At 58.8% G+C, this 24,776-nt stretch carries 28 protein-coding genes; 15 read left to right on the top strand and 13 right to left on the bottom strand.

The window, feature by feature from the left end; genetic code table 11:
- Positions 1–21 precede the first annotated feature (21 nt).
- Positions 22–804 carry a 2-oxo-hept-4-ene-1,7-dioate hydratase gene (hpaH, locus tag BLW80_RS28450; protein WP_093761794.1) on the top strand — a complete coding sequence of 261 codons (783 nt, stop codon included), beginning with the start codon at positions 22–24 and terminating at the stop codon, positions 802–804.
- Between the two features lie 86 nt (positions 805–890).
- On the opposite strand, the gene BLW80_RS28445 is transcribed toward hpaH, so the two are convergent.
- The 5 genes from BLW80_RS28445 to BLW80_RS28425 form a co-directional block, all read right to left on the bottom strand.
- The gene (locus tag BLW80_RS28445; RefSeq protein ID WP_199488721.1) at positions 891–1,592 is read right to left on the bottom strand and encodes a LamG domain-containing protein; all 702 of its coding nucleotides are present in this window, start codon (positions 1,590–1,592) and stop codon (positions 891–893) included.
- Between the two features lie 190 nt (positions 1,593–1,782).
- On the bottom strand, positions 1,783–2,766 hold the full coding sequence (locus BLW80_RS28440; RefSeq protein ID WP_244528480.1) for a zinc-binding alcohol dehydrogenase family protein: 984 nt from the start codon (positions 2,764–2,766) through the stop codon (positions 1,783–1,785).
- 85 nt (positions 2,767–2,851) lie between these two features.
- The gene (locus BLW80_RS28435; protein ID WP_093761792.1) at positions 2,852–3,208 is read right to left on the bottom strand and encodes a putative quinol monooxygenase; all 357 of its coding nucleotides are present in this window, start codon (positions 3,206–3,208) and stop codon (positions 2,852–2,854) included.
- Between the two features lie 63 nt (positions 3,209–3,271).
- Positions 3,272–4,273, bottom strand: coding sequence for an alpha/beta fold hydrolase (locus tag BLW80_RS28430; RefSeq protein WP_093761790.1), 1,002 nt, complete (start codon positions 4,271–4,273; stop codon positions 3,272–3,274).
- A gap of 40 nt (positions 4,274–4,313) precedes the next feature.
- Positions 4,314–4,532, bottom strand: coding sequence for a tautomerase family protein (locus BLW80_RS28425; RefSeq protein WP_093761788.1), 219 nt, complete (start codon positions 4,530–4,532; stop codon positions 4,314–4,316).
- A gap of 138 nt (positions 4,533–4,670) precedes the next feature.
- Here BLW80_RS28425 and BLW80_RS28420 point away from each other — a divergent pair, with 138 nt between their 5' ends.
- From BLW80_RS28420 to BLW80_RS28400, 5 genes are all read left to right on the top strand, one after another.
- The gene (locus tag BLW80_RS28420; RefSeq protein ID WP_093761848.1) at positions 4,671–5,579 is read left to right on the top strand and encodes a LysR family transcriptional regulator; all 909 of its coding nucleotides are present in this window, start codon (positions 4,671–4,673) and stop codon (positions 5,577–5,579) included.
- 145 nt (positions 5,580–5,724) lie between these two features.
- Positions 5,725–6,516 (top strand): DODA-type extradiol aromatic ring-opening family dioxygenase, encoded by a 792-nt coding sequence (locus BLW80_RS28415; RefSeq protein ID WP_093761786.1) that lies wholly within the window; start codon positions 5,725–5,727, stop codon positions 6,514–6,516.
- Positions 6,513–7,139 (top strand): alpha/beta hydrolase family protein, encoded by a 627-nt coding sequence (locus BLW80_RS28410; RefSeq protein ID WP_093761784.1) that lies wholly within the window; start codon positions 6,513–6,515, stop codon positions 7,137–7,139. The genes BLW80_RS28415 and BLW80_RS28410 overlap by 4 nt, the downstream gene beginning before the upstream one ends.
- Positions 7,140–7,195: 56 nt before the next feature.
- On the top strand, positions 7,196–7,555 hold the full coding sequence (locus tag BLW80_RS28405; protein WP_502688643.1) for a DoxX family protein: 360 nt from the start codon (positions 7,196–7,198) through the stop codon (positions 7,553–7,555).
- An 8-nt stretch (positions 7,556–7,563) separates the two neighbouring features.
- A complete protein-coding gene (locus BLW80_RS28400; RefSeq protein WP_093761780.1) occupies positions 7,564–8,454 on the top strand; it encodes a LysR family transcriptional regulator in 891 nt (296 codons plus the stop codon).
- Positions 8,455–8,475: 21 nt separating this feature from the next.
- On the opposite strand, the gene BLW80_RS28395 is transcribed toward BLW80_RS28400, so the two are convergent.
- Both BLW80_RS28395 and BLW80_RS28390 read right to left on the bottom strand, forming a co-directional pair.
- Positions 8,476–10,098, bottom strand: a complete 1,623-nt coding sequence (locus BLW80_RS28395; protein ID WP_349633315.1) for an MFS transporter — start codon at positions 10,096–10,098, stop codon at positions 8,476–8,478.
- 1 nt (position 10,099) lies between these two features.
- The gene (locus BLW80_RS28390) at positions 10,100–11,251 is read right to left on the bottom strand and encodes an HlyD family secretion protein (RefSeq protein WP_244528479.1); all 1,152 of its coding nucleotides are present in this window, start codon (positions 11,249–11,251) and stop codon (positions 10,100–10,102) included.
- A gap of 146 nt (positions 11,252–11,397) precedes the next feature.
- Here BLW80_RS28390 and BLW80_RS28385 point away from each other — a divergent pair, with 146 nt between their 5' ends.
- Positions 11,398–11,844: a MarR family winged helix-turn-helix transcriptional regulator gene (locus BLW80_RS28385; protein WP_089266184.1), complete on the top strand. Its 447-nt coding sequence runs from the start codon at positions 11,398–11,400 to the stop codon at positions 11,842–11,844.
- Positions 11,845–12,186: 342 nt separating this feature from the next.
- Here the strand turns inward: BLW80_RS28385 and BLW80_RS31045 are convergent, their stop codons facing one another.
- Together BLW80_RS31045 and BLW80_RS28375 are read right to left on the bottom strand one after the other, a co-directional pair.
- Positions 12,187–12,492 (bottom strand): LysR substrate-binding domain-containing protein, encoded by a 306-nt coding sequence (locus BLW80_RS31045; RefSeq protein ID WP_093761844.1) that lies wholly within the window; start codon positions 12,490–12,492, stop codon positions 12,187–12,189.
- Positions 12,493–12,731: 239 nt separating this feature from the next.
- Positions 12,732–13,748, bottom strand: a complete 1,017-nt coding sequence (locus BLW80_RS28375) for a LacI family DNA-binding transcriptional regulator (RefSeq protein WP_139285965.1) — start codon at positions 13,746–13,748, stop codon at positions 12,732–12,734.
- 184 nt (positions 13,749–13,932) lie between these two features.
- Here BLW80_RS28375 and BLW80_RS28370 point away from each other — a divergent pair, with 184 nt between their 5' ends.
- From BLW80_RS28370 to BLW80_RS28345, 6 genes are all read left to right on the top strand, one after another.
- Entirely contained in the window at positions 13,933–14,595 is a 663-nt protein-coding gene (locus BLW80_RS28370) for a DUF1028 domain-containing protein (protein ID WP_089266194.1), read from the top strand.
- 171 nt (positions 14,596–14,766) lie between these two features.
- Positions 14,767–15,753 carry an ABC transporter substrate-binding protein gene (locus BLW80_RS28365; RefSeq protein WP_093761842.1) on the top strand — a complete coding sequence of 329 codons (987 nt, stop codon included), beginning with the start codon at positions 14,767–14,769 and terminating at the stop codon, positions 15,751–15,753.
- 30 nt (positions 15,754–15,783) lie between these two features.
- The gene (locus BLW80_RS28360) at positions 15,784–16,608 is read left to right on the top strand and encodes an ABC transporter permease (RefSeq protein ID WP_093761774.1); all 825 of its coding nucleotides are present in this window, start codon (positions 15,784–15,786) and stop codon (positions 16,606–16,608) included.
- Positions 16,601–17,401 (top strand): ABC transporter permease, encoded by an 801-nt coding sequence (locus BLW80_RS28355; RefSeq protein WP_089266196.1) that lies wholly within the window; start codon positions 16,601–16,603, stop codon positions 17,399–17,401. Before BLW80_RS28360 ends, BLW80_RS28355 begins: the two co-directional genes overlap by 8 nt.
- Entirely contained in the window at positions 17,401–18,444 is a 1,044-nt protein-coding gene (locus BLW80_RS28350; RefSeq protein ID WP_093761840.1) for an ABC transporter ATP-binding protein, read from the top strand. Before BLW80_RS28355 ends, BLW80_RS28350 begins: the two co-directional genes overlap by 1 nt.
- A 37-nt stretch (positions 18,445–18,481) precedes the next feature.
- Positions 18,482–18,787: an antibiotic biosynthesis monooxygenase gene (locus tag BLW80_RS28345; RefSeq protein WP_093761772.1), complete on the top strand. Its 306-nt coding sequence runs from the start codon at positions 18,482–18,484 to the stop codon at positions 18,785–18,787.
- 1,284 nt (positions 18,788–20,071) lie between these two features.
- Here BLW80_RS28345 and BLW80_RS28330 read toward each other — a convergent pair.
- From BLW80_RS28330 to BLW80_RS28315, 4 genes are all read right to left on the bottom strand, one after another.
- Complete coding sequence (locus BLW80_RS28330; protein ID WP_093761766.1) at positions 20,072–20,845, bottom strand: SDR family NAD(P)-dependent oxidoreductase; 774 nt, start codon at positions 20,843–20,845, stop codon at positions 20,072–20,074.
- A 49-nt stretch (positions 20,846–20,894) separates the two neighbouring features.
- Complete coding sequence (locus tag BLW80_RS28325) at positions 20,895–21,314, bottom strand: VOC family protein (RefSeq protein ID WP_093761764.1); 420 nt, start codon at positions 21,312–21,314, stop codon at positions 20,895–20,897.
- A gap of 27 nt (positions 21,315–21,341) precedes the next feature.
- On the bottom strand, positions 21,342–22,124 hold the full coding sequence (locus tag BLW80_RS28320) for an SDR family NAD(P)-dependent oxidoreductase (protein WP_170849838.1): 783 nt from the start codon (positions 22,122–22,124) through the stop codon (positions 21,342–21,344).
- Between the two features lie 208 nt (positions 22,125–22,332).
- The gene (locus BLW80_RS28315) at positions 22,333–23,520 is read right to left on the bottom strand and encodes an ABC transporter substrate-binding protein (RefSeq protein ID WP_093761836.1); all 1,188 of its coding nucleotides are present in this window, start codon (positions 23,518–23,520) and stop codon (positions 22,333–22,335) included.
- Between BLW80_RS28315 and BLW80_RS30950 the strand changes: the two genes are divergently transcribed.
- Both BLW80_RS30950 and BLW80_RS28310 read left to right on the top strand, forming a co-directional pair.
- Positions 23,519–23,653 carry a hypothetical protein gene (locus tag BLW80_RS30950; RefSeq protein ID WP_283805532.1) on the top strand — a complete coding sequence of 45 codons (135 nt, stop codon included), beginning with the start codon at positions 23,519–23,521 and terminating at the stop codon, positions 23,651–23,653. The genes BLW80_RS28315 and BLW80_RS30950 overlap by 2 nt on opposite strands.
- 258 nt (positions 23,654–23,911) lie before the next feature.
- Positions 23,912–24,733 (top strand): IclR family transcriptional regulator, encoded by an 822-nt coding sequence (locus tag BLW80_RS28310; RefSeq protein ID WP_199488720.1) that lies wholly within the window; start codon positions 23,912–23,914, stop codon positions 24,731–24,733.
- Positions 24,734–24,776: the final 43 nt, after the last annotated feature.

Raw genomic sequence — 24,776 nt, 5'->3', positions numbered from 1 at the left:
TTACAACCGAGGAACGACCAGATGTTGAACGAAGACGAGCGCCGCCGGGGCGCCGAAGAAATTTTGCGCGCCGAACGGGAAGGCAAACCTGTGCCGCAACTCAGCAAAACCTTTCCCGCCATGGAGATAGCGGACGCTTACCGTGTCCAGGATCTCTGGGCGGAGCAACGGATCGCAAAGGGGGCGCGTGTTGTCGGTCACAAGATCGGGCTGACCTCGCGCGCGATGCAGCTTGCGTCAAAGATGACCGAGCCGGACTATGGTCGCATTCTTGACGATGCACTTTTCAATGATGGAGCGAAAATCCCGACGAGTCGCTTCATCAAGCCGAGGCTCGAAGTGGAACTCGCATTCGTCATGGGCGAGGACCTCGGCGGCCCCGGCGTCCGTATTCACGACGTTCTCCGCGCGACAGAGTTTGTCGTTCCGGCCCTCGAGATCATCGACTACCGGACAGAGGTGCCTCGCGCCATTGTCGATACGATCGCTGACAATGCGGCCTTCGGCGCCATCGTCCTCGGCGGTCGCACGATCCGGCCGTTCGATGTCGATATCCGTTGGGTTGGTGCGACTCTTTCGCAGAATGGGATCATCGAGGAATCCGGGGTCTCGGCCGCCATCATGGGACACCCTGCCGCGGGAATCGCGTGGCTGGTGAACAAGCTTCACGACGTCGATGCGAAACTATTGAAGGGGCAGATTGTTCTCGCAGGGTCTTTCACGAGGCCGGTCGATATTGCCCGCGGTGATGTGATTTCAGCCGATTATGGCCCGCTCGGTACGATTGGTGTTTCGTTTATCTGATTACTCGTTCGGAAGAGCGGAGCTAAGAGCTCCGCACTTCGTTGCAAAGGCAAATGTGGTTGGCCTTTATCGTTAAGGTCGAGAGGTCAGCGCGCGTGAGTGATACGGAGATTTCGAAAGTGCGCAATTGTTCCGGACTCAAGCCAAACGCCGACACCACCGCGCTGGTTGGGCCCGAGCTTTAGGTCGCTAACGAGAAGGGCAGGCTGGAGTTTCCCGTCGAGATAGAGGCTTGCGTGGTTGCCTTCGACCACAAGTCGCATATGGATCCAGCGACCAGTCCCGATGTCCGCATAGGTTTCATACTTCTCTGGAAACTCCTTTCGCAATCGATCGAAACGGAAGTCGGGATAAGCGACATACTGGACGCTGTGATTGCGTCGAACCTGGTCGCTGGCGACGCTATTCGTTGGACGAAGGTAAATGCTTTCAAAGCGCCCTTCGGTGTCTATGCGGAAAGTCAGGCCGACAAAGCCTCTCGCATAATCTGGTGCATCTTGTGCGAGTTCGCTTGCAACCTCTACATCAATTTCTCCATTCTGAAAATCAACCGGCAGCCATGCCATGAAGTTGCGGTCGCTGAGTTTCTCTTTTGCTGGATCTTGGTAAGCCGAGGACGGCATCTTTAGTTCAAATGCAGCTTGCCCCCGATAGGTGCTTTGCTGCAACCACACGCCCGATAGGCGGAAATCGCCCAGGCGAGGCTCGGGATTGGCTGCCACCGGAACTATAACTCCGAGCAGTGCGCTCGCGACCGTCGCCAGTCCGCCGATGGAGAGTATTTTCATTTCAATGCTCCAAGAATGTACGAAGTTTAGGGGTGAATATTAGTGAGGTCTTGAATGCAGAGAATTATTGTCTTGTTTGATTGTAGAGCGCCGCACCAAGGCATCTTGAAGCTGCTCAGTGTTGGCTGAGCAGCTTACTCCCTCACCGAAGAACGGCTTGGCTAATACGTCGATCTTGCCAATGCTGAGATCAGCGAGTGAGTACGACAATCTTTCCGCCCGCCTCATTGTTTTCCATCACGCGATGCGCTTGAACGATGTCATCCAACTGAAACACGCGGCCGATCGCCACTGGCAGCGATCCAGCAGCGACCTGATCGATCAAATTTTGCAGCGGCATCGCCATGAAGTCTTCGACGCCACCCGAATAGGTCGTGAGCGCGACGGCCGTGGGGATCACATCCATCGGTGCGAAGTTTTGAAACGACCACTGGTTGCCAACCATCCCCGCCATGCAGACGGTGCCCGGTTCGCGTATTGCTGCGATGGAATCGGCGAGTGTTGTCGTGCCAATGAGCTCTAGAACCTTATCGGCTCCGCCATCCCAATCACGTCTGACACGTTCGGCAATCGTCCCATCGTCGAGAAAGAAGCGATCGGCGCCATTCTTCCTGATCAAACGCTCGCCCGCGACCTGGCGCGAGGTTCCTGCCACCTCAACTCCGTGAGCCTTGGCGATCGTCGCAGCCGCGAGGCCGACCGATGTGCTGCCGCCTCGGATCAGCAGCCGTTCGCCGGGCCGGATTCGGAGCGAACGAAATAGAGCGCCCCAAGCCGTTTGGAGCATCTCCGGTAATGCCCCCAGTTGCATCCAAGGCATGTCGCTGACGAAGGCCCTTACATTTTCGACCGGGACTAGCGAGTATTCTGCGTAGCTGCCGTCGAAGGCGCGGCCGAGTCCTCCCATGACGGTGGCAACTTTTTCTCCCACGGTGAACTCACCACCGGGGGCGTCCGCAACGGTACCGGTCGCCTCGATGCCAAGGATTCGGGGAAAGCGCACGTTTGGTGAATGACCCTGTCGGGTAAACAATTCAGAGCGATTAAGTCCAAACGCTTCCACTCTGATCAACACTTGGCCAGCACCAGCAATCGGGACTGGCCGTTCCTCGATCTTCAGTACCTCTGGCCCCCCTGGCGCGTACATCACGACCGCCTTCATCGTTCTGTTCATCTCAATCTTTCATGCGCGTTAAGCGAGCGAACGTCATGCACGCGAATCCGGAGACGGTTCCGTTGAGAGATGGATCCCACAAGCTTTAGTTGCGGGTGAAGCCTTCGAAGGGATGCAGATAGACGGCACCGAAGCCATCGAGCTTTGTCCGCATTTCCGTCGTCGGCTCGCCATAGACGTAGAGCTTTTCGATCTTGGCAAGTGACAGGAAGGTCTCTGCGAAAGGCGAGAAGGTCTTGTCAATATGCGGAAGCAAGCCGGCGGCGCGATAGCGCTCGACGATATGGACGGCGGTCTTATCCTCGTTGGCGACATATTCATAAGTGAGCGTGTCCGGCTCCTCGCGCGTAGCAGCGACAATTCTCGCAATCAACGCCTGGAATGCCGGAAATTTCGATGGCTCAACGGACAGGTGATAGATGGAGTAGATTTCGCCGCGCATAGTTTCGTCCTCTCCTGGAGATGTAGATGCTGTGCCTGTGACGTCGATTGCGACGCTCGCTGATTAGCGCTCCAGGAACGAGCGAAGGTCCTGGGTAAATTTCAATGGATTCTTGAACATCAGAAAGTGATCGCCCTGTTCAGCCGAGGTGTAGACGTAGAGCGTCGCATTCGGAATTACTGATGCAGCCCATCGCTGGCTGGGTAGGTTGTTGCTTTCCACACCTGAGAACAGCGCGGCCGGGATGTCGATCTTTCGGCGGACCACATCGCGCCAGTCGTTGATGAGGTGGTTGAAGAGGACCCGTCCCATAGCTATCGGGTCATCATGGACAACCGCTTTGGAAAAGCTCTCGGAATTGACGAAGTAGGGCGAGTCGGTCAGTTGAGCGCGCTCGAACGGCTTCATATCGGTGACGAGCTGGTTGATCGGCCCCATGCCGGTAAAACCAGCGACAGTACGCTCCGGCGATGTAGTGGTGCCGCCAGCCTCAAGTCGCTCCTGCTCTGACCAGTCGCTATGGGAATAAATAGAGATCGGTTCGTCGACGAACGCGATCTTGCGTATCTTGGTGGTGCCAAAGAGGTCGATGTAGCTCCACAGGATAGCGGATCCCATCGAGTGCCCAACGTAGTAGGCTGACTTAAGCCCGAGATGATCACCGAACTCTTTGAGGTCCATCGAAAAGCGGGCAATTCGACTTCCATAGTCGACATGCTGCGAGAGCCCCTGATTGCGGGGGTCCAGCACATAGACGTGATAGTTCTGGGAGAGCAGGTAAAGCACGTTGATGTATTGGGCACCGTTCGCCGACCAGCCGGGGACGAAGACGAGTGGACGGCCTGCGCCCATCTCCCAGTAGGATAATCTCACTCCGTCTGTCGTGACGAAGGCATTGATTTCCAAACCTTGGAAGTCTGACAGCTTGGACGGAAGGGGAGTGATCTTGTTTGGGAAAGTAAAATCCTTACCAAGCACCTGCAATGCGGCTTCAGCTGTGGCCTGAGCTGGCACCGCACCAAGAACGAAGGCGCATAACGTCCTTATCAAAGTCTTGCGCGACATCTCGCCTTCCCGCTTTCGGTGTTTTCTCTCTTGTAACAATCTATAGTTGCGTATGTTGGGACGTGGCCTTATCCGCAGGGCTGCCGAACAATTTACCGGCGCCGGCCCAGTCGCTGGGCTTCACGTCTTCGAAGATGACGTAGATATAGCTCGGATCTGTGCCGGTGTTACGGGCGATGCTGTCCGTGATTTCTGCAGCAACCGTCTCTTTCTGAGTATGGTTCTTACCTTCGAACCAGCTGACGCGAACGACGGGCATGGTGTGCTCCTTTTGAGATCCACGGCACGCCCGATGAAGGTTTTACCGGCGCGCTGATCTTGTGAGCGGTGATACACTGTAGAATGTTTGATGATAAACAGGCCATCGGGCGACTCTAAGTAGACTAGGATGCTACAAATGATAGGCCATGATCCCTTATCTGGGGTCTCCATTTTCGTGTCAGCTGCTCGTTTGGGCAGCTTCACCCAAGCAGCCGAGCGGCTGGGCATCACCAAATCTGCCGTCGGTAAGAGCATTGCGCGGCTGGAGGAGCGGCTGGGCTTCAAGCTATTCCACAGGACTACGCGCCTGATGCGTCTCACGGGCGATGGTGAGGCCTATCTGGCCGCTTGTGCTGCAGCGATGGACGAAATTACCGCGGCTCAGGCAGCGCTGTCATCGAGCAACCGGGTACTCAGTGGCCGCCTGCATATTAACATGCCGGTTGCATTCGGTCGGCGCGTCCTACTGCCCATTCTCATCGAGATCTCACGGCCACATCCTGGCCTCAGCCTTACCCTTACGTTCACGGATGCGACGAGTGATCTGTTGCAAGAAGATGTCGATCTTGCAGTTCGATTTGGCGCCCTGAAAGACAGCGGCAACTTGATCGCGCGACATCTTGTTACCCAGGAGCGGGTGATCTGTGCAGCGCCGTCCTATCTGCAGGGGCATGGCGAGCCCATGACACTTGAGGACATTCGGTCTCATCGCTGCATCGTCGGATCACCAAAAGGACCGCCGCTCACTTGGCAGGTGCGCGATGGCGAATTGGAAAAGCGCATCACGCCTCCTTCCACACATCAGGTGGGGGACGGGGAGGCGATGGTTGATGCCGCTATCGGCGGGTTGGGAATATGCCAGGTTCCGATCTCGCTCGTCCGCGACCATCTTGAGCGCGGCACGTTGCAAAGGGTACTGAAGGACCTCTCTACCGTTTCGGTCGACATCCATGCCGTGTGGCCGCGACAAGCCCAACTCAGCCCCCGTGTACGCTATGTCGTGGATCAACTCGTCGCTGCTGCTGCAACGGGCAGACTGAGTTGATTGGATACTGCCCGTGTTGCCCGACCACTCGGGCTTTTCCAACACAACGCAATATGCGAAAATGCAGACTCGGTTCACGATTTTGACGAATGGATAAACGATATCGCATGGGCAACATGGGGAGCAGCACAGCCACAGGTGATTTATGCTTCCGTCTCTTTTCGTATCCCACGGTGCGCCGTCCTTTCCCCTAACCGATGCACCAGCGCGCGCCTTTCTTGAGCAACTGGCCAGTCGTTTGCCTGAGCGTCCGCGCGCTATCCTCGTTATCTCCGCCCATTGGGAAACCGCGACGCCCCAGGTTACCGCTGGCGCGATTAACGACACCATCCACGACTTCCACGGCTTTCCTCGAGAGCTTTACGATATTCGCTATCCCGCACCGGGCTCCACGTGGTTGGTCGATCGTGTCGCTGATATTATAGAGGGAGCGGGTCAAACAGTTCGGCGTGACGCTGCCCGCGGCCTCGATCATGGGGCGTGGGTGCCTTTAAGACTCGTCTATCCGGATGCGGATATCCCCGTGGTGCAGCTGTCTGTGCAAACGGCGCTTGGCCCCGATTATCACTTTCAAATTGGACGGTTACTTGCGCCCCTACGCGACCAAGGCGTCCTGATCGTCGGCTCGGGGAGCTTCACGCACGACCTGTCGAGCTTCAGAGAATATTTTCATGCACTGAATGCAGCTGCGCCCGACTGGGTCGACCAGTTCGCTGAGTGGATGAGCGATGCGATCGAGCAGGGGCGCGTGAGTGACTTGATCGCTTACCGCAACCGTGCGCCGCACGCGCGCCGCAACCACCCGACAGAGGAGCATTTGCTGCCGCTATTTGTGGCGATGGGAGCGGGTAACGACGAGCGCTCCAAGCATCTTCATCGGAGTACTACGCACGGTGTGCTACGGATGGATGCGTTTGCATTTGGCGGTGAAGCATGAGCCGGCCCTTAATTGTGGCGCTGCATGGTGTCGGTTCCTCGGCACGTGATATGGCAGTCGCGCTGGCACCGCTCGAGCGTTTTGCCGAAGTATTGGCGCTCGACGGCCTCGATCCGTTCGATGGTGGTGGGGCCGGACGGCAGTGGTTTTCTGTCGCTGGTGTGACCGAGGCTGATCGACCGCTTCGTGTCGCTGAGGCTCTGCCGTCGCTAGTGGATCGACTCGACCGATTAGCCAAGGACCGCAGCTTGAAGCGCGATGATCTGGTTCTGCTCGGCTTTAGCCAAGGGGCGATCATGACGCTCGCTATGGTGGCGCAGGGACTACACCCTGGCCGCGCGGTGGCGATTGCCGGTCGACTGGCTGCGCCGGTCGTGCCGACCGAGGAGCGTCTCGCTTCTCTTCTTCTTGTTCACGACCGTGCCGACCGGGTGATGCCTTCGGCGCTGTCCGCCGAGGCCGCCGCGCGACTTTCCGCCGCCGGTCATCTCGTGGACCTTCTTCTGACCGATGGCATCGGCCACGGCATAGGTTTTCCAACGACCTCTGCAGTCGCCGACTGGCTCACCACTACCGACTCCTCCCGAAACGAATTCCACTCTGATAAAAGGATAATGATGTGACCTCTACAACAACGAATGCTAGCCCTTTCTCCACCGCAACTGCATGGGCTCCACGCCTGCTATCCGTACTCCGGATCGTCATGGCCCTTTTGTTTCTGACGCACGGCCTCGTGAAATTGTTTGGCTTTCCCGCCGGCGCGCAGCCAGGCCAAGTCCCGCTGATGGGTCTGTTCGGCGTTGCCGGTGTGCTTGAACTCGTCGGCGGTCTCGCCGTGCTGATTGGGCTATATACGCGTCCGGTCGCGTTCATACTCTCCGGTCAGATGGCGGTTGCCTATTTCATGGTGCATGCACCACAGAGCTTCTTTCCGGCAGTGAACGGTGGTGAGCTGGCGATCCTTTACTGCTTCGGTTTCCTCTATCTCGCCGCCGTTGGCGCCGGGCCATGGAGTATCGATGAGGGGCGCGCCGCCTGAGGCCTTCAATGCTCGACTGGGACGATCTCAAGACTTTCCTCGCCATCGCGCGCCACGGTTCGTTGTCGGCTGCGGCGCGGGCGCTGAAGGTCAGTCAGACGACCATGGGCCGCCGGCTCGACCATCTTCATGGTCGGGCCGGTGCTGTCTTGTTGGAGCGCACACCATCGGGCTTTCGCTTGACGGCTACGGGGTCTGCGATCCTCGGCGAGGTCGAGCGTATGGAAGACGCGGCGCTGTCGCTCGAACGCACGATCTCCGGCGAGGACCGTCGGCTGGAGGGTATCGTGCGGGTCACCAGCGTGGATGCGCTGGCTGCGCACGTCCTCACACGTGGCCTGCCAACGCTCCATGCATTGCATCCTGGAATCATTATCGAATTCATTACTGATAACCGCGCGCTCAGCTTGGCAAGGCGCGAAGCCGACATTGCGGTTCGGCTTGGCCGCTTCCAGGCGCACGAAACAGTTGTCCGAAAGGTCGGCGAGATGGCCTTCGCGGTCTATGCCTCCCGCAGCTATTTGGAGGAGAGTGGCATCCCGGACCTCGCTTCCGGCGCTACTGGGCATCGTATCGTACGGGTACAAGACGACCTTCTGGACACTCCAGACGCGCGCTGGTTTGCGGACCGCACGGCTGGGACCAGGCCGGTTTTGTTGGCAAACAATCGCGATGTTCAACTGCGTGGCGTATTGGCCGGACTGGGGATCGGCCACCTGCCGCGTTATCTCGCCGAAGGCCACCCATCGCTCGTGCGGGTCGGCGAGCCTCCCCATCTGACGCGCGAAATCTGGATGGGCGTCCATCAGGACAGTCGGCATGCGCCGAGGATCGTGGCGGTTCAGAATGCAATCTCGGGAGCTATCGAGCAGAGCAGAGCCTTGCTGCAACCTCCGTAACTCCTCCGTGTTGCAGCGAGTTCAGCTGGCGCGACGATTGCGGTTCGCTGCGTCTCTGCCGTGGCGCGGCGATGGTGTCGGGGTGAACGGTCCGGGCTGTGCCGCCTTCATCATGGCAACCAGAAGCAGGGCTCCGATGGCGGCCCAGAACGACAGCCAAAAACCGTCGATATAAGCGAGGGTATACGCCTCCTTCTGGATTGTCGTAGCGAGAGCGGAGAGGCTTCGTTTGGCGGCGGCTCCGGTGAAATCGGGCGCGAAATGGGCCTTCAGTTGTGCCAGCCTCTTCACCACGACTGAATCACCTGACGCGACGTGCTGACCAAGATAATGCGAATGGATCTGTTCGCGTATGCGCAGCCAGGTGCTCAGCAGAGCCAGGCCGAGTTCGGCACTACCGAGTCGCAAGACCTGGATGTAGGCAGCGGCAGCCACGGCCTTGGTCCGGTCGACATTGGCGAAGGTGAAAACGATGATCGAGATGAACGTGAATGCATGGCCGATCGCCTGGAACAAGGCCAGAACCTCGAAATCGACCAACCGCCATTGCTGGGTCAGAGTCGTGCCGAGCAGCGCCGCGCACGCGAATGCCGTCAACCCCATGGCCAATACGATCCGGGCATCGATCCGGCGCAGTAGCAAGACGGCGATTATTGTGAGGACAAACAGCGGTATGGCGACATAATTGACGAAAAGAGGCCCCATTTGCTCCGGCCGCAGAGCCGCCACGACGGTGAGGAAATTCGGCAGCAGCAGCGAGTTAGACTGACTGCTGAGCAGGAATAGCGTCGTCGTGGCAAACAGAAGGATCAGGTTGCGCGACATGAGGACTCGCGCACTGGCCCACGGCTCGGCAATGACGGATTCGTTGATGAAGAACGCAACGATCAATGCGAGGCCGCCTGCGAGCGTCGCCATGACGATACCGGAGGAACTCCAGTCGAGCCGGTTGCCCTGGTCAAGGCCGACATAGACGAGCGCCAGCCCGCTGCCGAGTAGGATCATTCCGCCCCAGTCGGCGCGGGTCAATGCATCCCGGCTGACCGGCTCGTCCGGGGCTCCGAAATAGGCGAACAGGCCCATGATCGGTGCAAGGATGGTGCCCTGCCAGTACAGCCATTCCCATCCGAGATTCTGGACGTAGGATCCGACAAGCGACACGCCGAAATTCGACGTGAATGCAGAACGGAACGCATAGATCGCGAGCGCCGGTAGCCACCAGCGCTGCGGAAGATTGCGGAGAATCACGATAATGGTCGCCGGAATGAACAGTCCGAGCAGCAGCGCCTGCAGCACATGGAGCACCAGGAGGGTCTCGAAGTCGCGCACGAATGGAATGATTGTGCAGATCAGCGCGAAGACGAGGCTCGGCAAGCAGAGGATACGGCGGACTCCGAACGTGACCGCGAGCCAGACCACGGCAGGCGCGATCAGGATCTGGGGCGCATTTGCCGCCGTGCTGAGCCAGGCTCCCTCATCGAAACTTAGCGAGAAGTGACCCTTCAGGTCGGCGAGGCCGATCGAGAACAACCTGGTCTGAAAGCCGACGAGGAACGAGCCTATCAGTACTGCTCCCACCGCACACAGGGGATGATGAGACCGGCGGCCGGACGCCGTGACGCTGTCCATATTGGCGGTCGCCACGTTATCGCCCCGCGATGTCGGTGGCCGGTGTTACGGTATCTATACGGGACGTCACCGACATTCCGGGGCGTAACTTCGCGCGCGCGACCTCATCGACGTCGAGCCTGATCCGCACAGGAATGCGCTGGACGACCTTGGTGAAATTCCCCGTCGCATTGTCTGGCGGCAGTAGTGAGAATTGGGAGCCGCTCGCCGGCGATATGCGTTCGACATGACCGCGGAACGTCTCGCCGGGAAATGTATCGACGCTGATATCGACATGCTGGCCCGGCAGCACGCGCGTCAGCTGCGTCTCCTTGTAATTCGCAACGATATAGACGTCGGGCAGCGGCACCACTGAAATGAGGCTGCTGCCGATCGTCACATAGTCACCGCGTTGCACTTGCCGTTCGCTGACCACGCCATCGGTCGGCGCGACGATCCGCGTGTAGCTCAGGCGAAGCTTTGCCGCGTCGAGCAACGCCTCGTCTGCGGCAACTTCGGCTGCACGTTGCTCCCGGTTGCCCGAGAGTACATCGAGCTGCCGCCGTTGAACCTGAACGGCAGCCGCACTGGCTTTCAGGTCTGATTGCGCCGCTTCGTGCTGGGCGACCACCTGTTCCACCTTTTGCTGGGTGCCGAACGTCGTCCTGAGCAGGGCTTCCTGTCGTTCCCGCTCCTGGCGCGACTGTAGTTCACGGGCGGTGGCGGCAGTCTGCTGGGCTTCCACCTGGGATATCGTCGCACGTTGCAGCGCAATCTGGTTCTCCAGGTTCAGCAGTGCCGCGCGTGCCCCGTTGACGGTCGCTTCCGCTTGGGTGACCTGCGCCTTGAAGTCGCGTGGATCGATCTGCACCAGGACGTCGCCGGCCTTGACCCGTTGAAAGTCGCTGATCTCGATCCTTTGCACCTGGCCGGCCACTTGGCTCGAAAGCCTAGTGATCTCCGCCCGGATATATGCGTCGTCGGTTACCTGAATGGCAGCCTGACCCATCCGCTTTTCCCATCCGCCAATAGCGACGCCGATCAGTACTGCAACGATAGCAAGAATGAAAAGCGGAACCAGGAGACGCGCCATGGCGCCCGACAGCGCCTTTCCAATGCGTCGATAACGTCGGCGACGCCGGGCCGGTGGGGTGTGTGTTGCTGGCTGGGATTTGGTGACGTCGAGCATGAGACCGGATGGAAAGGTTGACCAAGGTCGATGATTTATGTTGTATCGCTGAAATTCAGTACTGCAACTAAATTGAAGCGTCAAGGGAGCATTCCGTGAGCAGACGACAGTCGCAACGCCAATGGCGGTCAGAGGACATCACGCAGATGCCGGGATTTCTCATCCGTCGATGTAATCAGGTGGCGATGGCAATCTTCATCGAAGAGACGGCCGAGTATGATCTCAGCCCAGCCCAATATGGTGCCCTGGGACTCATCGCTGCAGAACCTGGTCTCGATCAGACGCGACTGACACATCGCTCCGGCCTCGACCGTTCGTCGGTTACCAAATGCGTCGAGCGGCTTGAAACTCGCGGAGCGATACGGCGCGAGGCCGATCTTGACGACCGCCGGGCGCGCCGCCTCTATCCGACCGAGAATGGCCTCAAACTCCTTGGAGCGATCGAGGCCTCGGTGGTGCGGGCGCAAGAGCGTGTTCTCGCTCCTCTCGGCAAGGAGCGCGCAGAACAATTCCTGTCGATGCTTGTTGAGATTGCCTCCTCCAACAACGCGACCAGCAGAGTGCCGATGCGCGCTGTCTATGAAGATATCTGAATTGCGCCGATCGACCCATCTCATCGCTCCATCGCGCTACCCTTGACCGCTGATCGACGAGCATATGCGTTAAGCGGCTCGACGATTGCGGCGCAATCCGAAGCGATGCCGCTATCGATGATCGGCGCGCGCGTCGCCGCTACTCGGCGGAAAGGCCCAAAGACATAATGATGATGCATCCTGGGTCTACAACAAGTCCAGGTCTCGAGGCAGATGCAGCCGAAGCATCTCGACCAACTTGCGCACCTTCGGCAGCAGATGGCGCCGCTGGGGGGAGATGGCCCAGATTTGCTTCATCGCTCGGTCTGAATGGGGTTAGTACCGGAATGAGACGTCCGTCATTCAGCGCGTACGCACGTAAAAGTCAGGCAACTGGCAGATGCCAATGCCGGAGATCGCGGCCTCTAGCACGACGCCGCCATTGTTGCATCGCCAGCGGCCTTGTGGATGATAAATGACATCGTCGGAGCTCTCTGTAAAATGCCACGTCGCACTCGACCCGATAAGGCATTCGTAGTTGCCGAGATCGGCAACAAGCTGAGGAGTGCCCCGTGCCTCCAGATATGAAGGTGACGCGCAGGTATGGAGACCGCGAGATGCTATGCGCGTTGCCGTTAGACGGGAGTCGACAAGCTGCCCGGTGCGGATGGCGAGATCATATCACTCTCCAATCAGATCGACGACGCGATTTGCCAGGTCGAGGAAAACGCTGATGCGCAGGTGATCAATGGCGAACTGTCGGATGATGGGAGCCACGGAGCGTTCTCCCAGCGCAGTCGAGCAAGTGACCTTGATAGAACCCTGAGGCTCGCCGCGCTTCCGAGCGTCACGTGGTCGCTGTCGAAGGCGTAGGTTGATCGGCTATTTGACACTGGGTCCGCCCAGCGTCAGACGCTGCCTCGAACCACAAGACGGTAGCCGACGTCGATAATCATATCCGACGTGTCGCCGCCGTTAATGCGGCGCAGAATCATGTCGGCGGCAGCTTCACCGATCTTGTCGCCCGGCGTGTGGATCGTGGTCAGCCCGGGAGGTACTTCCGCAGCGATTTCGTAATCGCCATATCCAGCAATGGCAAATCGACCCGGCACGTCCCAGCCTCGCCGCATGCATTCGAACAGTGCGCCGGTTGCCAGAACGTCGGTGAAGCAGAACATGCCTTCCAGCAGCGGCTCACGCCCAAGGAGCTCGTCCATCGCAAGACGACCGCCCGAGAAACCCGACCAGTCCGGAACGAATGCCGTGAGGTTGGGGCTTAGCCCGGCCTCCATCATCGCCTCCTCGAAGCCGATAACCCGCTCCTGGAAGCGACGGTTGTTGCTGACTTCGTAACCCGCCAGCCCGATGCGCCGCTTGCCGCTGGCGATCATCAGGCGCGTAATGTCCTTGGCAGCTTTTCGGGCCGAGAAGCCGACACCCATGTCGATAAATGGCCCCTCGAGATCCCAGGTCTCGACAAGGGGAATGCCGGCATTAACAAGCATTGTCCGCGTCGCATCATCACGATTCACTCCCGTGAGAACAATACCATCGACCCGGCGCCCGATCAGCGCGCGTACGGCTTCGAATTCCCTCTCGATCTTATCCACCACGGAAATGATGAGATGGTAGCCGCGGGCCCGCAGTGCGTTCTCGAGCCCGATGATCATGCCGGCAAAGTTGGAGTTCTGGATCGACGGCGCGATGGCGGCGACGATGTTGCTGCGACCCGATGCCAGATTTCCTGCCATCAGATTTGGCACATAGCCGAGCCGGGCCGCGACCGAGAATACCCGCTCGCGCGTTTCCGCAACGACCTTTGCCGGATGCTTGAACGCGTTCGAGACGGTCATGGGAGAGACGCCGGCTTCCCGCGCGACATCGGACATCTTGATGGAGCGCTTTGGGCTCTTCTGGTCGTTCAAAATGTCATCCACCTTCTGCCGTCGGAAAGTTGCATAGATTGCCCGATTTTGGTCACGATGCCCCAATTTCAGACATTGCTGCAATCTGCTGCTTTTTTAAGTTGACGAGCGAAACCCTTACCATATTTTAGCGCTAAAATAACATGTTCGAACGGTATTGGAGAGAGTTTTGACGTTTTCCATCATGGCACGGGATCCAAAGTCAGGAATGTTCGGCATTGGCATCGCCACATCCGCGGTTGCGGTCGGCAATCGCTGTCCCTGGGTGAAGGCCGGGGTCGGGGCCGTCACGACACAGCACCGTACCGATACGCGGGCAGGCCCGCTCGGTATCGACCTGCTGTCTCGCGGGTGTTCTGCGCAGGAAACGGTCAACCTGCTGGCCGCGACAAACGACTTTCCTCAGGAGCGCCAATTCGCAGCGGTCGACAAGGAGGGGCGTGTCGCCTTCTTCAACGGTCCAGAGATCGAGTGCATCAATGCGGGCTTCACCGGGAAATCTTGCGTTTCGACCGGCAACTTCATTGCGAATACAGACGTGCCGCGCGCGATGGTCGAGACGTTCGAGGCGAGCGAGCACCTGGTCTTTGCGGAGCGGCTGCTGGCCGCGGTCGATGCAGGGCTGGCTGCGGGTGGCGAGACCAAGCCCATCATGTCGTCTGCGCTGCTGATTGCCGATCGTGAAACCTGGCCGCTTGTCGATCTGCGGATTGACTGGGCTGAAAATCCGCATCTCGAACTGCGCCGGTTGTGGGATTTCTACAAGCCGCACCAGGAGCGCTTCATCAAGCAGGTCCTGACGCCCGGTGAACTGACGTTGCTCGAAAACTCGCCCATGAACGTCTAGGGCAAATTGCCGGTGTCTTGCGCGATACTCCGGCAAAACTCCGAGGGGTCTTGAAGCGCGGCTACGCGCTTCAATCGAGGCAATATCCGCAAGCATTGATCAGACATTGAAAGGTGAAGTGCAGTGAAAGCAAATCAGACCGTTCTGGCGCTCCTAACGTCTTTCCTTATCATGCCTTCCGTCTCCGGTGCCGTTGCGCAGGAGACGCTCGTCGTCAATTCGTGGGGCGGCGCCTATGAGAAGCTGCACAAGCAGCTCGTGTTCGAACCCTTCGAGAAGGCCAACAACGTCAAGATCAAGGTCGTGACGGTTTACTCCGCCGACACGCTGGCGCAGCTGCGTGCCCAGAAGGGCGCTCCGCAATATGACGTGGTACATTTCTCGGGCGGCCAGGAAGTGGTTGCGGCACGGGAAGGCCTGATCTCGCCGATCAAGCCCGAGGAACTGCCGAATGCCGCCGATCTTTATCCGTTCGCCACCGAAGGCATGGCGCGCGGCGAAGGCCCTGTCCATTTGGTGACGGCAATCGGCCTGCTGTACAACGAGAAGAAGGTTCCGAACGCTCCGAAAGCCTGGAAGGATCTCTGGAAGAGCGAGTACGGCGACCATCTGGTCTTGACCGACCTGTCCAATTCCTACGGCTTGCTCGGCTTCCTGATGATGAACAAGGTGTGGGGCGGTGCTCTCAACGACCCGAAGCCTGGCCTTCAGAAGGTCGGCGAGTTGCTCAACCGTTCGGTGATCATCTCGTCATCGCCGGAAGTGCAACAGAACTTTGCCCAGAATGATGCATGGGTTGCCGCGTTCTCGCAGGACTACGCCCATGTCATCCGTCAAGCCGGCCAGCCGGTGAAGTTCGTGATGGCCGAAGAAGGCGCGCCGGCGGTGTTCTTTACCGCCAATCTCGTCGCCGGTCGTCCCAACCAGGCGCTTGCCAAGAAGCTGATCGACTTCGAACTGTCTCCGGACGTTCAGGCGGCATTTGCCCGCGAGATGCGATACTCGCCCACCAACCGCAAGACCAAGCTTGATGATGCCGTCGCATCCGAAGTGGTGTTCGGCGACGGCGTGAAGTCTCTGATCCGCTTCGACCCGGCTCAGGTCGACAGCAACAGGGCGGCACTGATCGAGAGCTGGAAGAAGCTGATCGCACGCTGACCGCTGCAATAGACGAATACCGAGGGCGCGATGAACAGGCACTATGACGATTGGATCATTGCCGCTCCCGGGATTCTTCTTCTGTGTCTGGCGTTTCTGGTTCCTGTCGCCGGCATCATGGTGCTCGGCGTCAAGAACCCGGACGGATCCTTTACGCTTTCCTATATCGAACGTTTTCTGACGGATGCCTATTACCTCGGCGTTGCCTGGCGAACCATCAAACTATCCTGCATCATCACACTGGTTTGCGCGATCGCGGGCTTCCCGTTCGCCTATGTCATGGCCCGCGCCAGGCCCCGCCTGCGGGTCTGGCTGATGATCTTCATCACGCTGCCCTTGATGACCAGCGTCGTCGTCCGGACATTCGGTTGGATGGTGCTGCTGGGGCGGGGCGGGCTATTGCCCGAGGCGCTGTATGCGATGGGTTTTGTCCGGCGCAACTATTCGATGATGCATACCGAGGCCGCCATCGTGATCGGCATGATCCAGATCCTCTTTCCATTCATGGTCCTGTCCGTCCTCGGTGTCATCCTGAGACTCGATCCGCGCCTCGAAGAAGCATCGCGCGTCATGGGGTGCAGCTTTCTCGCTTCCGTCAGGCGCGTGGTGCTTCCGCTGTCCGTGCCGGGAATCGTTGCCGGGTCGCTGCTGGTGTTCACGCTGTCGGTGAGCTACTTCATCACACCGTCACTACTCGGCGGCGCTCGCCTGCCGGTGCTCGCCGGGTCGATCTACGAAACCGCGACCAAATCACAGGACTGGCCCTTCGCTGCTGCCCAGTCACTGATCCTCTTCGTGGGGGTGCTGATCCTCCTCATCCCCTATATTCGGCTGACGAGGAAATCCCATGGTTAGGTCCATTCCTTCCTGGGTTCGTATCGTCACCGCGCTCTTCGTTGCGGTCATGCTCGTCTTTATTCTCGGACCGATCGTCGTTGTGGCGGGCGTATCCTTCACGGCAGGAGACTACATTGCATTTCCGCCGCAGGGCTTCAGTCTGAAATGGTATCACACGGTCCTCGACTCGAATGTCTATGTCCATTCAGCCTGGAACAGCTTGCAACTCGCCGCGGTCGTGACGGCGTCTGCGACGGTCGTCGGAACGGGAATGGCCATCGCACTTCATCGCGGGCGCATTCCGGGTACCGGCATCCTATCGGCGCTGGTGCTGTCTCCGCTGGTGCTGCCAACCATCGTGTTCGCGCTCGGACTTCTGATGTTCTGGAGTGCGCAGATCGGCCGGACGTCCTTCGTATCCCTTTGGATCGGTCATACCGTGATCGCGGTGCCTTACGTCATCCGCACCACGCTTGCGGTGCTATCGACGTCCGACAAGTTTTTGGAAGAAGCGGCGCGCACCATGGGGGCAGGCCGCTGGAAGACACTGCTCTACGTGATTCTTCCGCAGTGCCTTCCCGGCATCGCTGCAGGCGCCTTTTTCGCCTTCAACATATCGTTCGATGAGGCCATCGTCTCGTTATTCCTGCGCTCGCCGGAGATCATGACCCTGCCCATTCAAATTTATACGCAACTGGAGTTCAGCCCCGATCCGTCGATCGCGGCCGTCTCCACCCTGATGATCGGGTTGACCATTGTGATGCTGCTGGCAATCGACCGGCTGCTCGGCGTGCAGAAGGTAGCAGCTTGATGGCCGCGGTTGAGCTTATCGATATCACGAAGCGCTTCGGTGATGCCGCCGTCATCAAGGGCGTTTCCATGTCGATCGCCAAGGGCGAATTCGTCAGCCTGCTCGGACCGAGTGGTTGCGGAAAAACAACACTGTTGCGCATGATCGCCGGTCTTGAGCAGACGACCAGCGGATCGATTGTCATCGGCGGCAAGGATTCGACCGCGCTTCCCCCGGAGAAGCGCGACATCGCCATGGTGTTCCAGTCCTATGCGCTGCTGCCGCATCTCAGCGTGTTCGACAACGTGATGTTTCCGCTCCGGATGCGCAGCATCGGGACGAGACAGGAACAGGCCAGGCGGGTGAAAGACGTGCTGGAGATGGTTCAGCTCAGTCATCTCGCCGCGCGCAGGCCGCGTGAGCTGTCCGGTGGCCAGCAGCAGCGCGTCGCGGTCGCGCGGGCCGTTGTCTCGCGGCCGCAGGTGCTGCTGCTCGACGAGCCGCTGTCCAACCTGGATGCCCGCCTGCGCGAAAGCATGCAGGAGGAACTGATCCAGCTGCATCGGCAGACCGGGCTGACCACCATCTTCGTGACGCATGACCAGGAAGAGGCGCTCAGTTTGTCGGATCGCATCATTCTCCTGAATGAAGGGAAGATCGAACAGCAGGGCACGCCGTCCGAACTCTACGGCGCACCGGCGACGCGGTTCTCTGCGGCCTTCATGGGCTCTTCCAATATTCTTGATGTAAATCTGGAAACGGATGGCGCCACTTGTCATGCCCGACTCTCTGCCGAGGGAGCGCTTCTATTGGCGGATGGCTATGGTCGCGACGGCGCGGCGACCATCACCTTTCGGCAGGAAGAAGTACAATTAGCTCCGGCGGGCCAAACGGGATGCAGTGCGCGGGTAGAAACGGCAATCTTTCTGGGATCGCGTGTCCGCTACGTGGTCTCGGTGGGTGCCCATCACATTCGATGCCTCGCAACCGACAGCAAGAATTTCAGGGCAGGTGACACGGTTACAGTACGTGTCGCGCCAAACCGCATTCGAGTTCTCGATTGAATTTGGGTCGAGATTTCACATCACACAGGAGACGAAGATGATTGGACGCGTATGGCGTGGCTGGGCGAAGCCGGAACAGGCGGGCGCCTATGAAAAACTTTTGACGACGGAAACCCTGCCTGCGCTGCATCGGGTGCCCGGCTACAAGGGCTCGTACTTCATGCGCAGCAACGAAGCGGACGAAGTCGCCATCGTCGAGATCACGTTCTGGGAATCGATGGCCGCGATTGAAGCCTTCGCGGGGAAGGACAGCACCAAGGCGGTCGTGCCGCCGGAAACGCAGGTTTTCCTGACGCGGTGGGATGACAGGTCGGCGCATTTCGAAGCGACCTGGTGCCCGTGACCATCCGGCAATCGTCGGCTGTCTAGCGCGTGTGCTGGTGTCGCGTTCAAAGCGTCGAAGGGGCGAAGCGCGCTCGCAAGGTAACCGCGTCGCGCTTTGTGCCCTCGGGAAGATATTGTTGATGTCGATCTGCCGGCATGTCTAGGTCGAGCCGAATTTGCCAAAGTACCCGCGGGAGATCGGCTGACTACCAATTAGCGCTGTCAACATCGAGCCAGTCAGCGTACTATCAAGGCGTCGCTCTGCCGCTCTACATGATACTCTGGATCACGACATTCACGGCGATCACGTTAGTTCTGCCACAGTATTCAAGTGTCGAGAGGACCGTGCGCCGCTGGAAGCGAGACTGGTCTTGATCTTCATTATTCTGCTGTTCGTCGCACTCACTGTGCTCCCGGCGGTCGCAGTGAGCTACGCTGCGCAGCGCCTCCCGAGGGGCATCAGGTGGCTCAAGGTCGCGGTGGCCGGGGTGCTTCTAGCCGTGTTCGTGACGAGCTTCTTGCAGTCTCAGTCGGCAAGCGAGGCTGATGGCAAGGGTTACGCGGTGCTAATGCAGTTGCTCGTGTCGCCCCTGTCAATGATCGGAATGCCGATATGCGTCGGTGTCATCTTTGGAGCGCTCGTCGGACTGAACCGAAGGTCTGTCGCTGGCCGTTAGAGGGCGTGCGTGCTGGGGGCTGGACCCAGAATGCTACTCCGAATGCCGTGCTAGTCTTCATCACCACGAACAACCGCACCCGAGCGCCGCATGGCGGCGTCAGTATCGAGGGTGGGCAAGTGGGATAGGCAGGTGCCGTTGACCAGAGACAGCAGGCATTCGGAGTAGCTCAAACCGCAATCGCGCGTGCAACCCGCGCGACGTAGCCCTTCCGTGTCATGGTGTTGACGAGCCAATGGACATCGGGAGGCAGGTAGGCGATGGTGTATCGGAAAAGTGCATCTCGCCTCCGGTCGCGCACCAAGTAGGAGATGGGGACGCGATGGTCGATGCCGCCGTCGGCGGGCTGGGGCTTTGCCAGCTCCCGATGTGCTTGTCCGAGATCACCTTGGGCGTGGCACCTTGCAGAAGGTCCTTCAGGGGCATTCCACCATTCGGGTAGACGTCCGTGCGGTCTGGCCGCGTCAGGCCTAGCTCAGTCCTCGCGTACGTTATGTCGTGGGCCATCTCGTCGCCGCGACAACGGAGGGCAAACTGAGTTGAACGGATTCGTCGAGCCTTTCTTCGCCGTGCGGTCAGCTCACGGAGATCGTCTTGCGCGGCGCCGAGACCGGTGCTGGGTGACGCTAGTGGATGTGGCTGCCGCCATTCACATCGATGGTTGCGCCCGTGACGTAGGCGGATAGCTCGGAAATCAGAAATAGGCAGGCACCGGCGACATCGATGGGGTGCCCGGCGCGCCCTAGGGGGATCTGCCCAAGCAGCGAACTCATTTGTTGTTCGTTGATGTTGCCATCCAGCATGGCGGTTTCGATCAAGGATGGGCAAACCGTGTTTGCTCGCAAGCCGGTCGGGCCGAACTCCCGGGCGATCGAGCGCGTCAGGCTGATGACGCCTCCTTTCGATGCCGCGTAATGCGCGCCGCCTACCAGTCCGCCGCCCCGTTGCGCTGCCACGGAGGCAACATTCACGATCGATCCGCTGCCTTGCCTCGACATTACCTCGACGACGCTCTGGCAGACATTGAAGGCGCCCTTCAGGTTGATGTCGATCATTCGATCCAGCTCTGCCGCCGATATGCTCAACATCGAACGAGCTGTCACGATGCCCGCGCAATTCACCAGTCCGTCGATCCGGCCGAAGCGTTCGCACGTCCACCTAATAGCTTCGGCACAATCGTCGCGGTTGGTCACGTCACACCGTCGTCCTTCAATTCTACCTGCCGGTCCACGATCATGCCCTGCGACCCGATTGAGTGTGGCGACAATACTGCCTTCCATCTGAATATCGAGTGCGACGACAGATGCGCCGTGTTCGCGAAACAGTCTAGCTGTCGCGAATCCAATGCCTCGTTCGGATGCCGCGCCCACGATGAGGCATACCTTGTCATTGAGAAGCATATCGGCCTTCGCCTCTTCGTTTGATCCGCGATCGAGAGGAAGCTGCAGGTCAGCCTGCTTCCTTGTAATCCACCTGATGCACCTCGATGATCGTTCCATCAGGATCCTGAAGGAAAATCTGGTACCAGCCGCCGACGGCCCAGACGCCGTAGTCGGCGAACTGGATCCCTTTTTCGTTCAGCATGGTCTTGAACGCTTCGATATCATCGGTGCGGAATGCGATATGGCCGCGATCGAGGGGGTTGAGACTCTGCTTGGTGCGGAAGGCCACCCCAAGATCCTGCGGCGCGATGTGGAACTCGGTCGTTCCGTCGGTTAGAAACTCAACCTGACCGTCATAGCCCTGTGAGACAATTTGAGTGTGTGCGCCTGCATGAGCCGGCGTCAGATTGAAGAGCGATTTATAGAAGTCGGAGAGCGCTTTGACGTTTTTGGTCGAGTAGTTCACGTGATGTAATTTAAGGTCCATCGCGCGGTCCTTTCTTTCTGGGCGAATTTATTCGGGAAGGCCGCCATCGACCATCAGGGTCGCTGCCGTGACATAGGATGCCTCATCGGAAGCGAGCCACAACATTGGATAAGCCATCTCCATCGGATCGGCCCAACGTTTCATCACGCAAGGCGGCGTTATCTTCTCGACAGTCTCGACGCCGAGCCGTTGAATATGGAACGGCGTGCGGGTGAACCCCGGGCAGATAGCATTTGCCCGTACGCCGTGTGCGGCTTCCTCATAGGCTAGGGTTCGGGTGAGGGAGAGAACCGCCGATTTAGTTGCGTCATAGGCGCCCATGCCCTTTCGGCCATACACCGCATATGTCGAGGAGACATTGATGATGCTGCCCTTGCCGCTCTGGCGCAGGGCCGGCAGCGCGGCACGTGAGAGCGACGCCACGCTCAGCAAGTTGAGCCGGATGATGTCTTCCCATGCCTCCCAAGGAGCGTCCGCCAATGCTTCGTAACGTCGGATGCCTGCATTGTTCACCAGAACGCTGATACCGTCATATGCCTTCAGGACCTGTGAGACGATATCCTGGGCTGAACGCTCTTCACGAAGATCGGTGGCGATACACATCAACTCTGCTCCGTCGATCTCCGACCTCACGGTGTCCGCAACGGCGCGAAGGCTCGCGGCGTCGAGGTCAACGAGCGCGATCCGAGCGCCTTCTTTGCAGAACAGTCGTGCTGCCGCCGATCCAATGCCTCCAGCGCCGCCGGAAATGATCGCGACCTTGTTGGCCAGTCTTCCCTCACGCAACACTCCCGCCTTTCTGCCGGACATCAAGGTCCGTGCCGTTGTTGAGAAACAAAGAATGGCAATTTATATATGATGTCAAGTTTTTATATATGAAAAAGTCGGCAAATGGTGGCGGCCACTTTGGTTCAACTGAAGCGCAAGTGCCTATATTCTCCGTCACCCGGTGCCTCGGGTACCCGGTCCAACAGATCGGACCGACCAAGGCGTCTGATCGAGATGGAAATAGTATTGTTCATTTGCATTCCGGAAGGCGGGGAGGGGCGGCGTCTTCCCCGGAGATCTTGGACAGAAGCGTGTAGTAGTCCCACGGCCCCTTGGACTCGCTCGGTGTCTTGACGCGGAAAAGGTAGAGATCCCGCATCACCCACCCATCATCGCGAATGCGGGCGCCATGGGTCATCATGTCATCGACAGGCAGTTTTCGCATCGCCGTGGCCACAGCCGCACCGTCAGTTGTTCCAGCTTCTGCGATCCCTTTGATGTAGTGTAAAGTCGCACTGTAAACGCCGGCCTGGGCCATGGTCGGCATGCGACCGCCACTGAGGTTGGCGAAGCGTTTCGACCATGCGCGGGTCTTTGCGTCGAGATCCCAGTAAAACGCGGCGGTGAGCGTTAGTTTTTGGGCGATCGGTAAGCCAATGCTGTGAACATCCGAGATGAACGTCTGCAGCGAGACGATCTTCTGTCCGCCGGAGGCCAAGCCGAACTCGCTCGACTGTTTCATCACATTGATGAAGTCGGAACCGCCGCTCACGAGCGCGACGACCTGCGCGCCTGAGCCTTGGGCCTGCAGCAGATAGGATGCGAAATCAGATGTGCCGAGCGCGTGCCACGCGGTGCCCACAACTCGGCCTCCCTTTTGTGCGATAACGGCGCTCGCATCGCGCACCATCGCTTTTCCAAAGGCATAATCTGCAGCGATGAAGTACCAGGATTTCTCACCTTCATTGAAGACGGCGGTAGCCGTGCTTCGTGCTGCGGACAGCGTATTGAAGGTCCACTGGAACGACGTCAGGCTGCACGACTTCCCCAACAGGTCCGACGCGCTGGCGCTTGAGAATATCACGATCTTGCTTCGCTGGCGTGCAACTTCCTGGACAGCGAGCGCGATAGACGACACCGGCAAGTCAAGGATCGCAGTGACGCCATCGACGTCATACCACTTGCGCGCAATATTGGCGCCGATATCGGGCTTACCCTGGTGGTCGGCGACGGCAATTTCGATAGGTCTGCCGAGCACTTTGCCGCCTGCATCCTCGACGGCCAGACGCGCCGCGATGACAGAACCGGGGCCGGCCAAATCGGCATAAATGCCAGTCTGGTCATTCATGACGCCGATCTTGATTGAATCGTTTGTTTGAGCAGCGACGGTCCCGACGATCAACTGCAGCGCAAGTGAACCAAGAAGTGATCTCAGCATGAGCATTCCCTCCGAAGTGACAGTGGCGTTTCCCGATGCGTTTGTTTTTTATTTTCCGCTCTGGACGAAGAGGCTCCGGAGAGAGCGGGTGCTGCTGTTTCGCCATAGCGATCAGCCGTTGATGGGCAAGTAGTCCAGTTTTTATATATAAAGTCAAACTATTATATATGAAAATAACCTAAGGCGTTGCAGCATTCGGACGGAACAATCCATCCCACAGCGGTCTCGCAACTGCCGGATTGCCGTAGTGATGCGCGCGCCCTGCGCAGCGGGGTGGTCCACAGATCGCATTTTGCAGTGCAAATTTAGCGGCGAACTCGCGCCGATGAATCTATCGACGAGGGGGCGGTCTCACGTAGGATTGTCCAACCGAGCAACAGGGAATTCCGGAATGAAAAAGCCGACAATGAGCCGCAAACCAACAAAAAAATCAGATGTGGCGGATTCGTCGTCGGTTGCGACATATTCTGCGCCCGCCCTTGAGAAAGGGCTGGATATCCTCGAGTTGCTGTGCCGCAGCAACACGTCGATGACGCTAACCGAAATGGCGGACCGCCTGGGCCGGAGTGTCAGCGAGATTTATCGAATGCTCGCCTGTCTGGTCGGCCGGAATTATGTTGTCAGCTTGGGTGAAAGCTATGGGATTACGACGAAGCTCTTCGCCCTCGCTCATAGTAATCCTCCGACGAACCGGCTTCTATCGGAAGCGGGCCCGATCATGCAGGACCTCTCGTCGCGTCTGGAGCAGGCTTGTCATCTGACCGTCTACAGCGACGGCGCCCAGATCGTCATTGCAAAGGTCGATAATCCCAGCGGCCTCGGATTCAGTGTGCGGGTGGGCGCCGAACTGGACGTATTGGTTTCGGCGTCGGGCCGCGTGCTTCTGGCATTTCAGGATCCTGCCATAGCGCAGCAGCGGATCAAGGAGTCCGTTCGGCGACGTCCTGATCAGGTCAACGCCCAGATCGAGCAGGTCCTGCGAAAGGTCCGGAGCCGTGGTTACGAGTCGATTGTTAGTGTTCAGGTCAAAGGGCTGCACGCAGTCAGCTATCCGATTCTAGACACGCAAGGCTCGGCCATTGCCGCGCTCACCGTTCCTTATGCGGAGCGTCTCGATCTGACGAAGAGGAAAACGATCGCGGAAGTGGAAACTGCACTGAAGAAAGCTGCAAGCGATCTGTCCGAACGGATTGGCGGTCCCGTCAGCCGCTAGAGACGTGCCTTCAAGCAAATGGAGATTTTCCGGCGGGCAACTA

It is taken from the genome of Tardiphaga sp. OK245 (assembly GCF_900108575.1).
Taxonomy (GTDB): domain Bacteria; phylum Pseudomonadota; class Alphaproteobacteria; order Rhizobiales; family Xanthobacteraceae; genus Tardiphaga; species Tardiphaga robiniae.
This window is presented reverse-complemented; position numbering and strand designations above follow the sequence as displayed.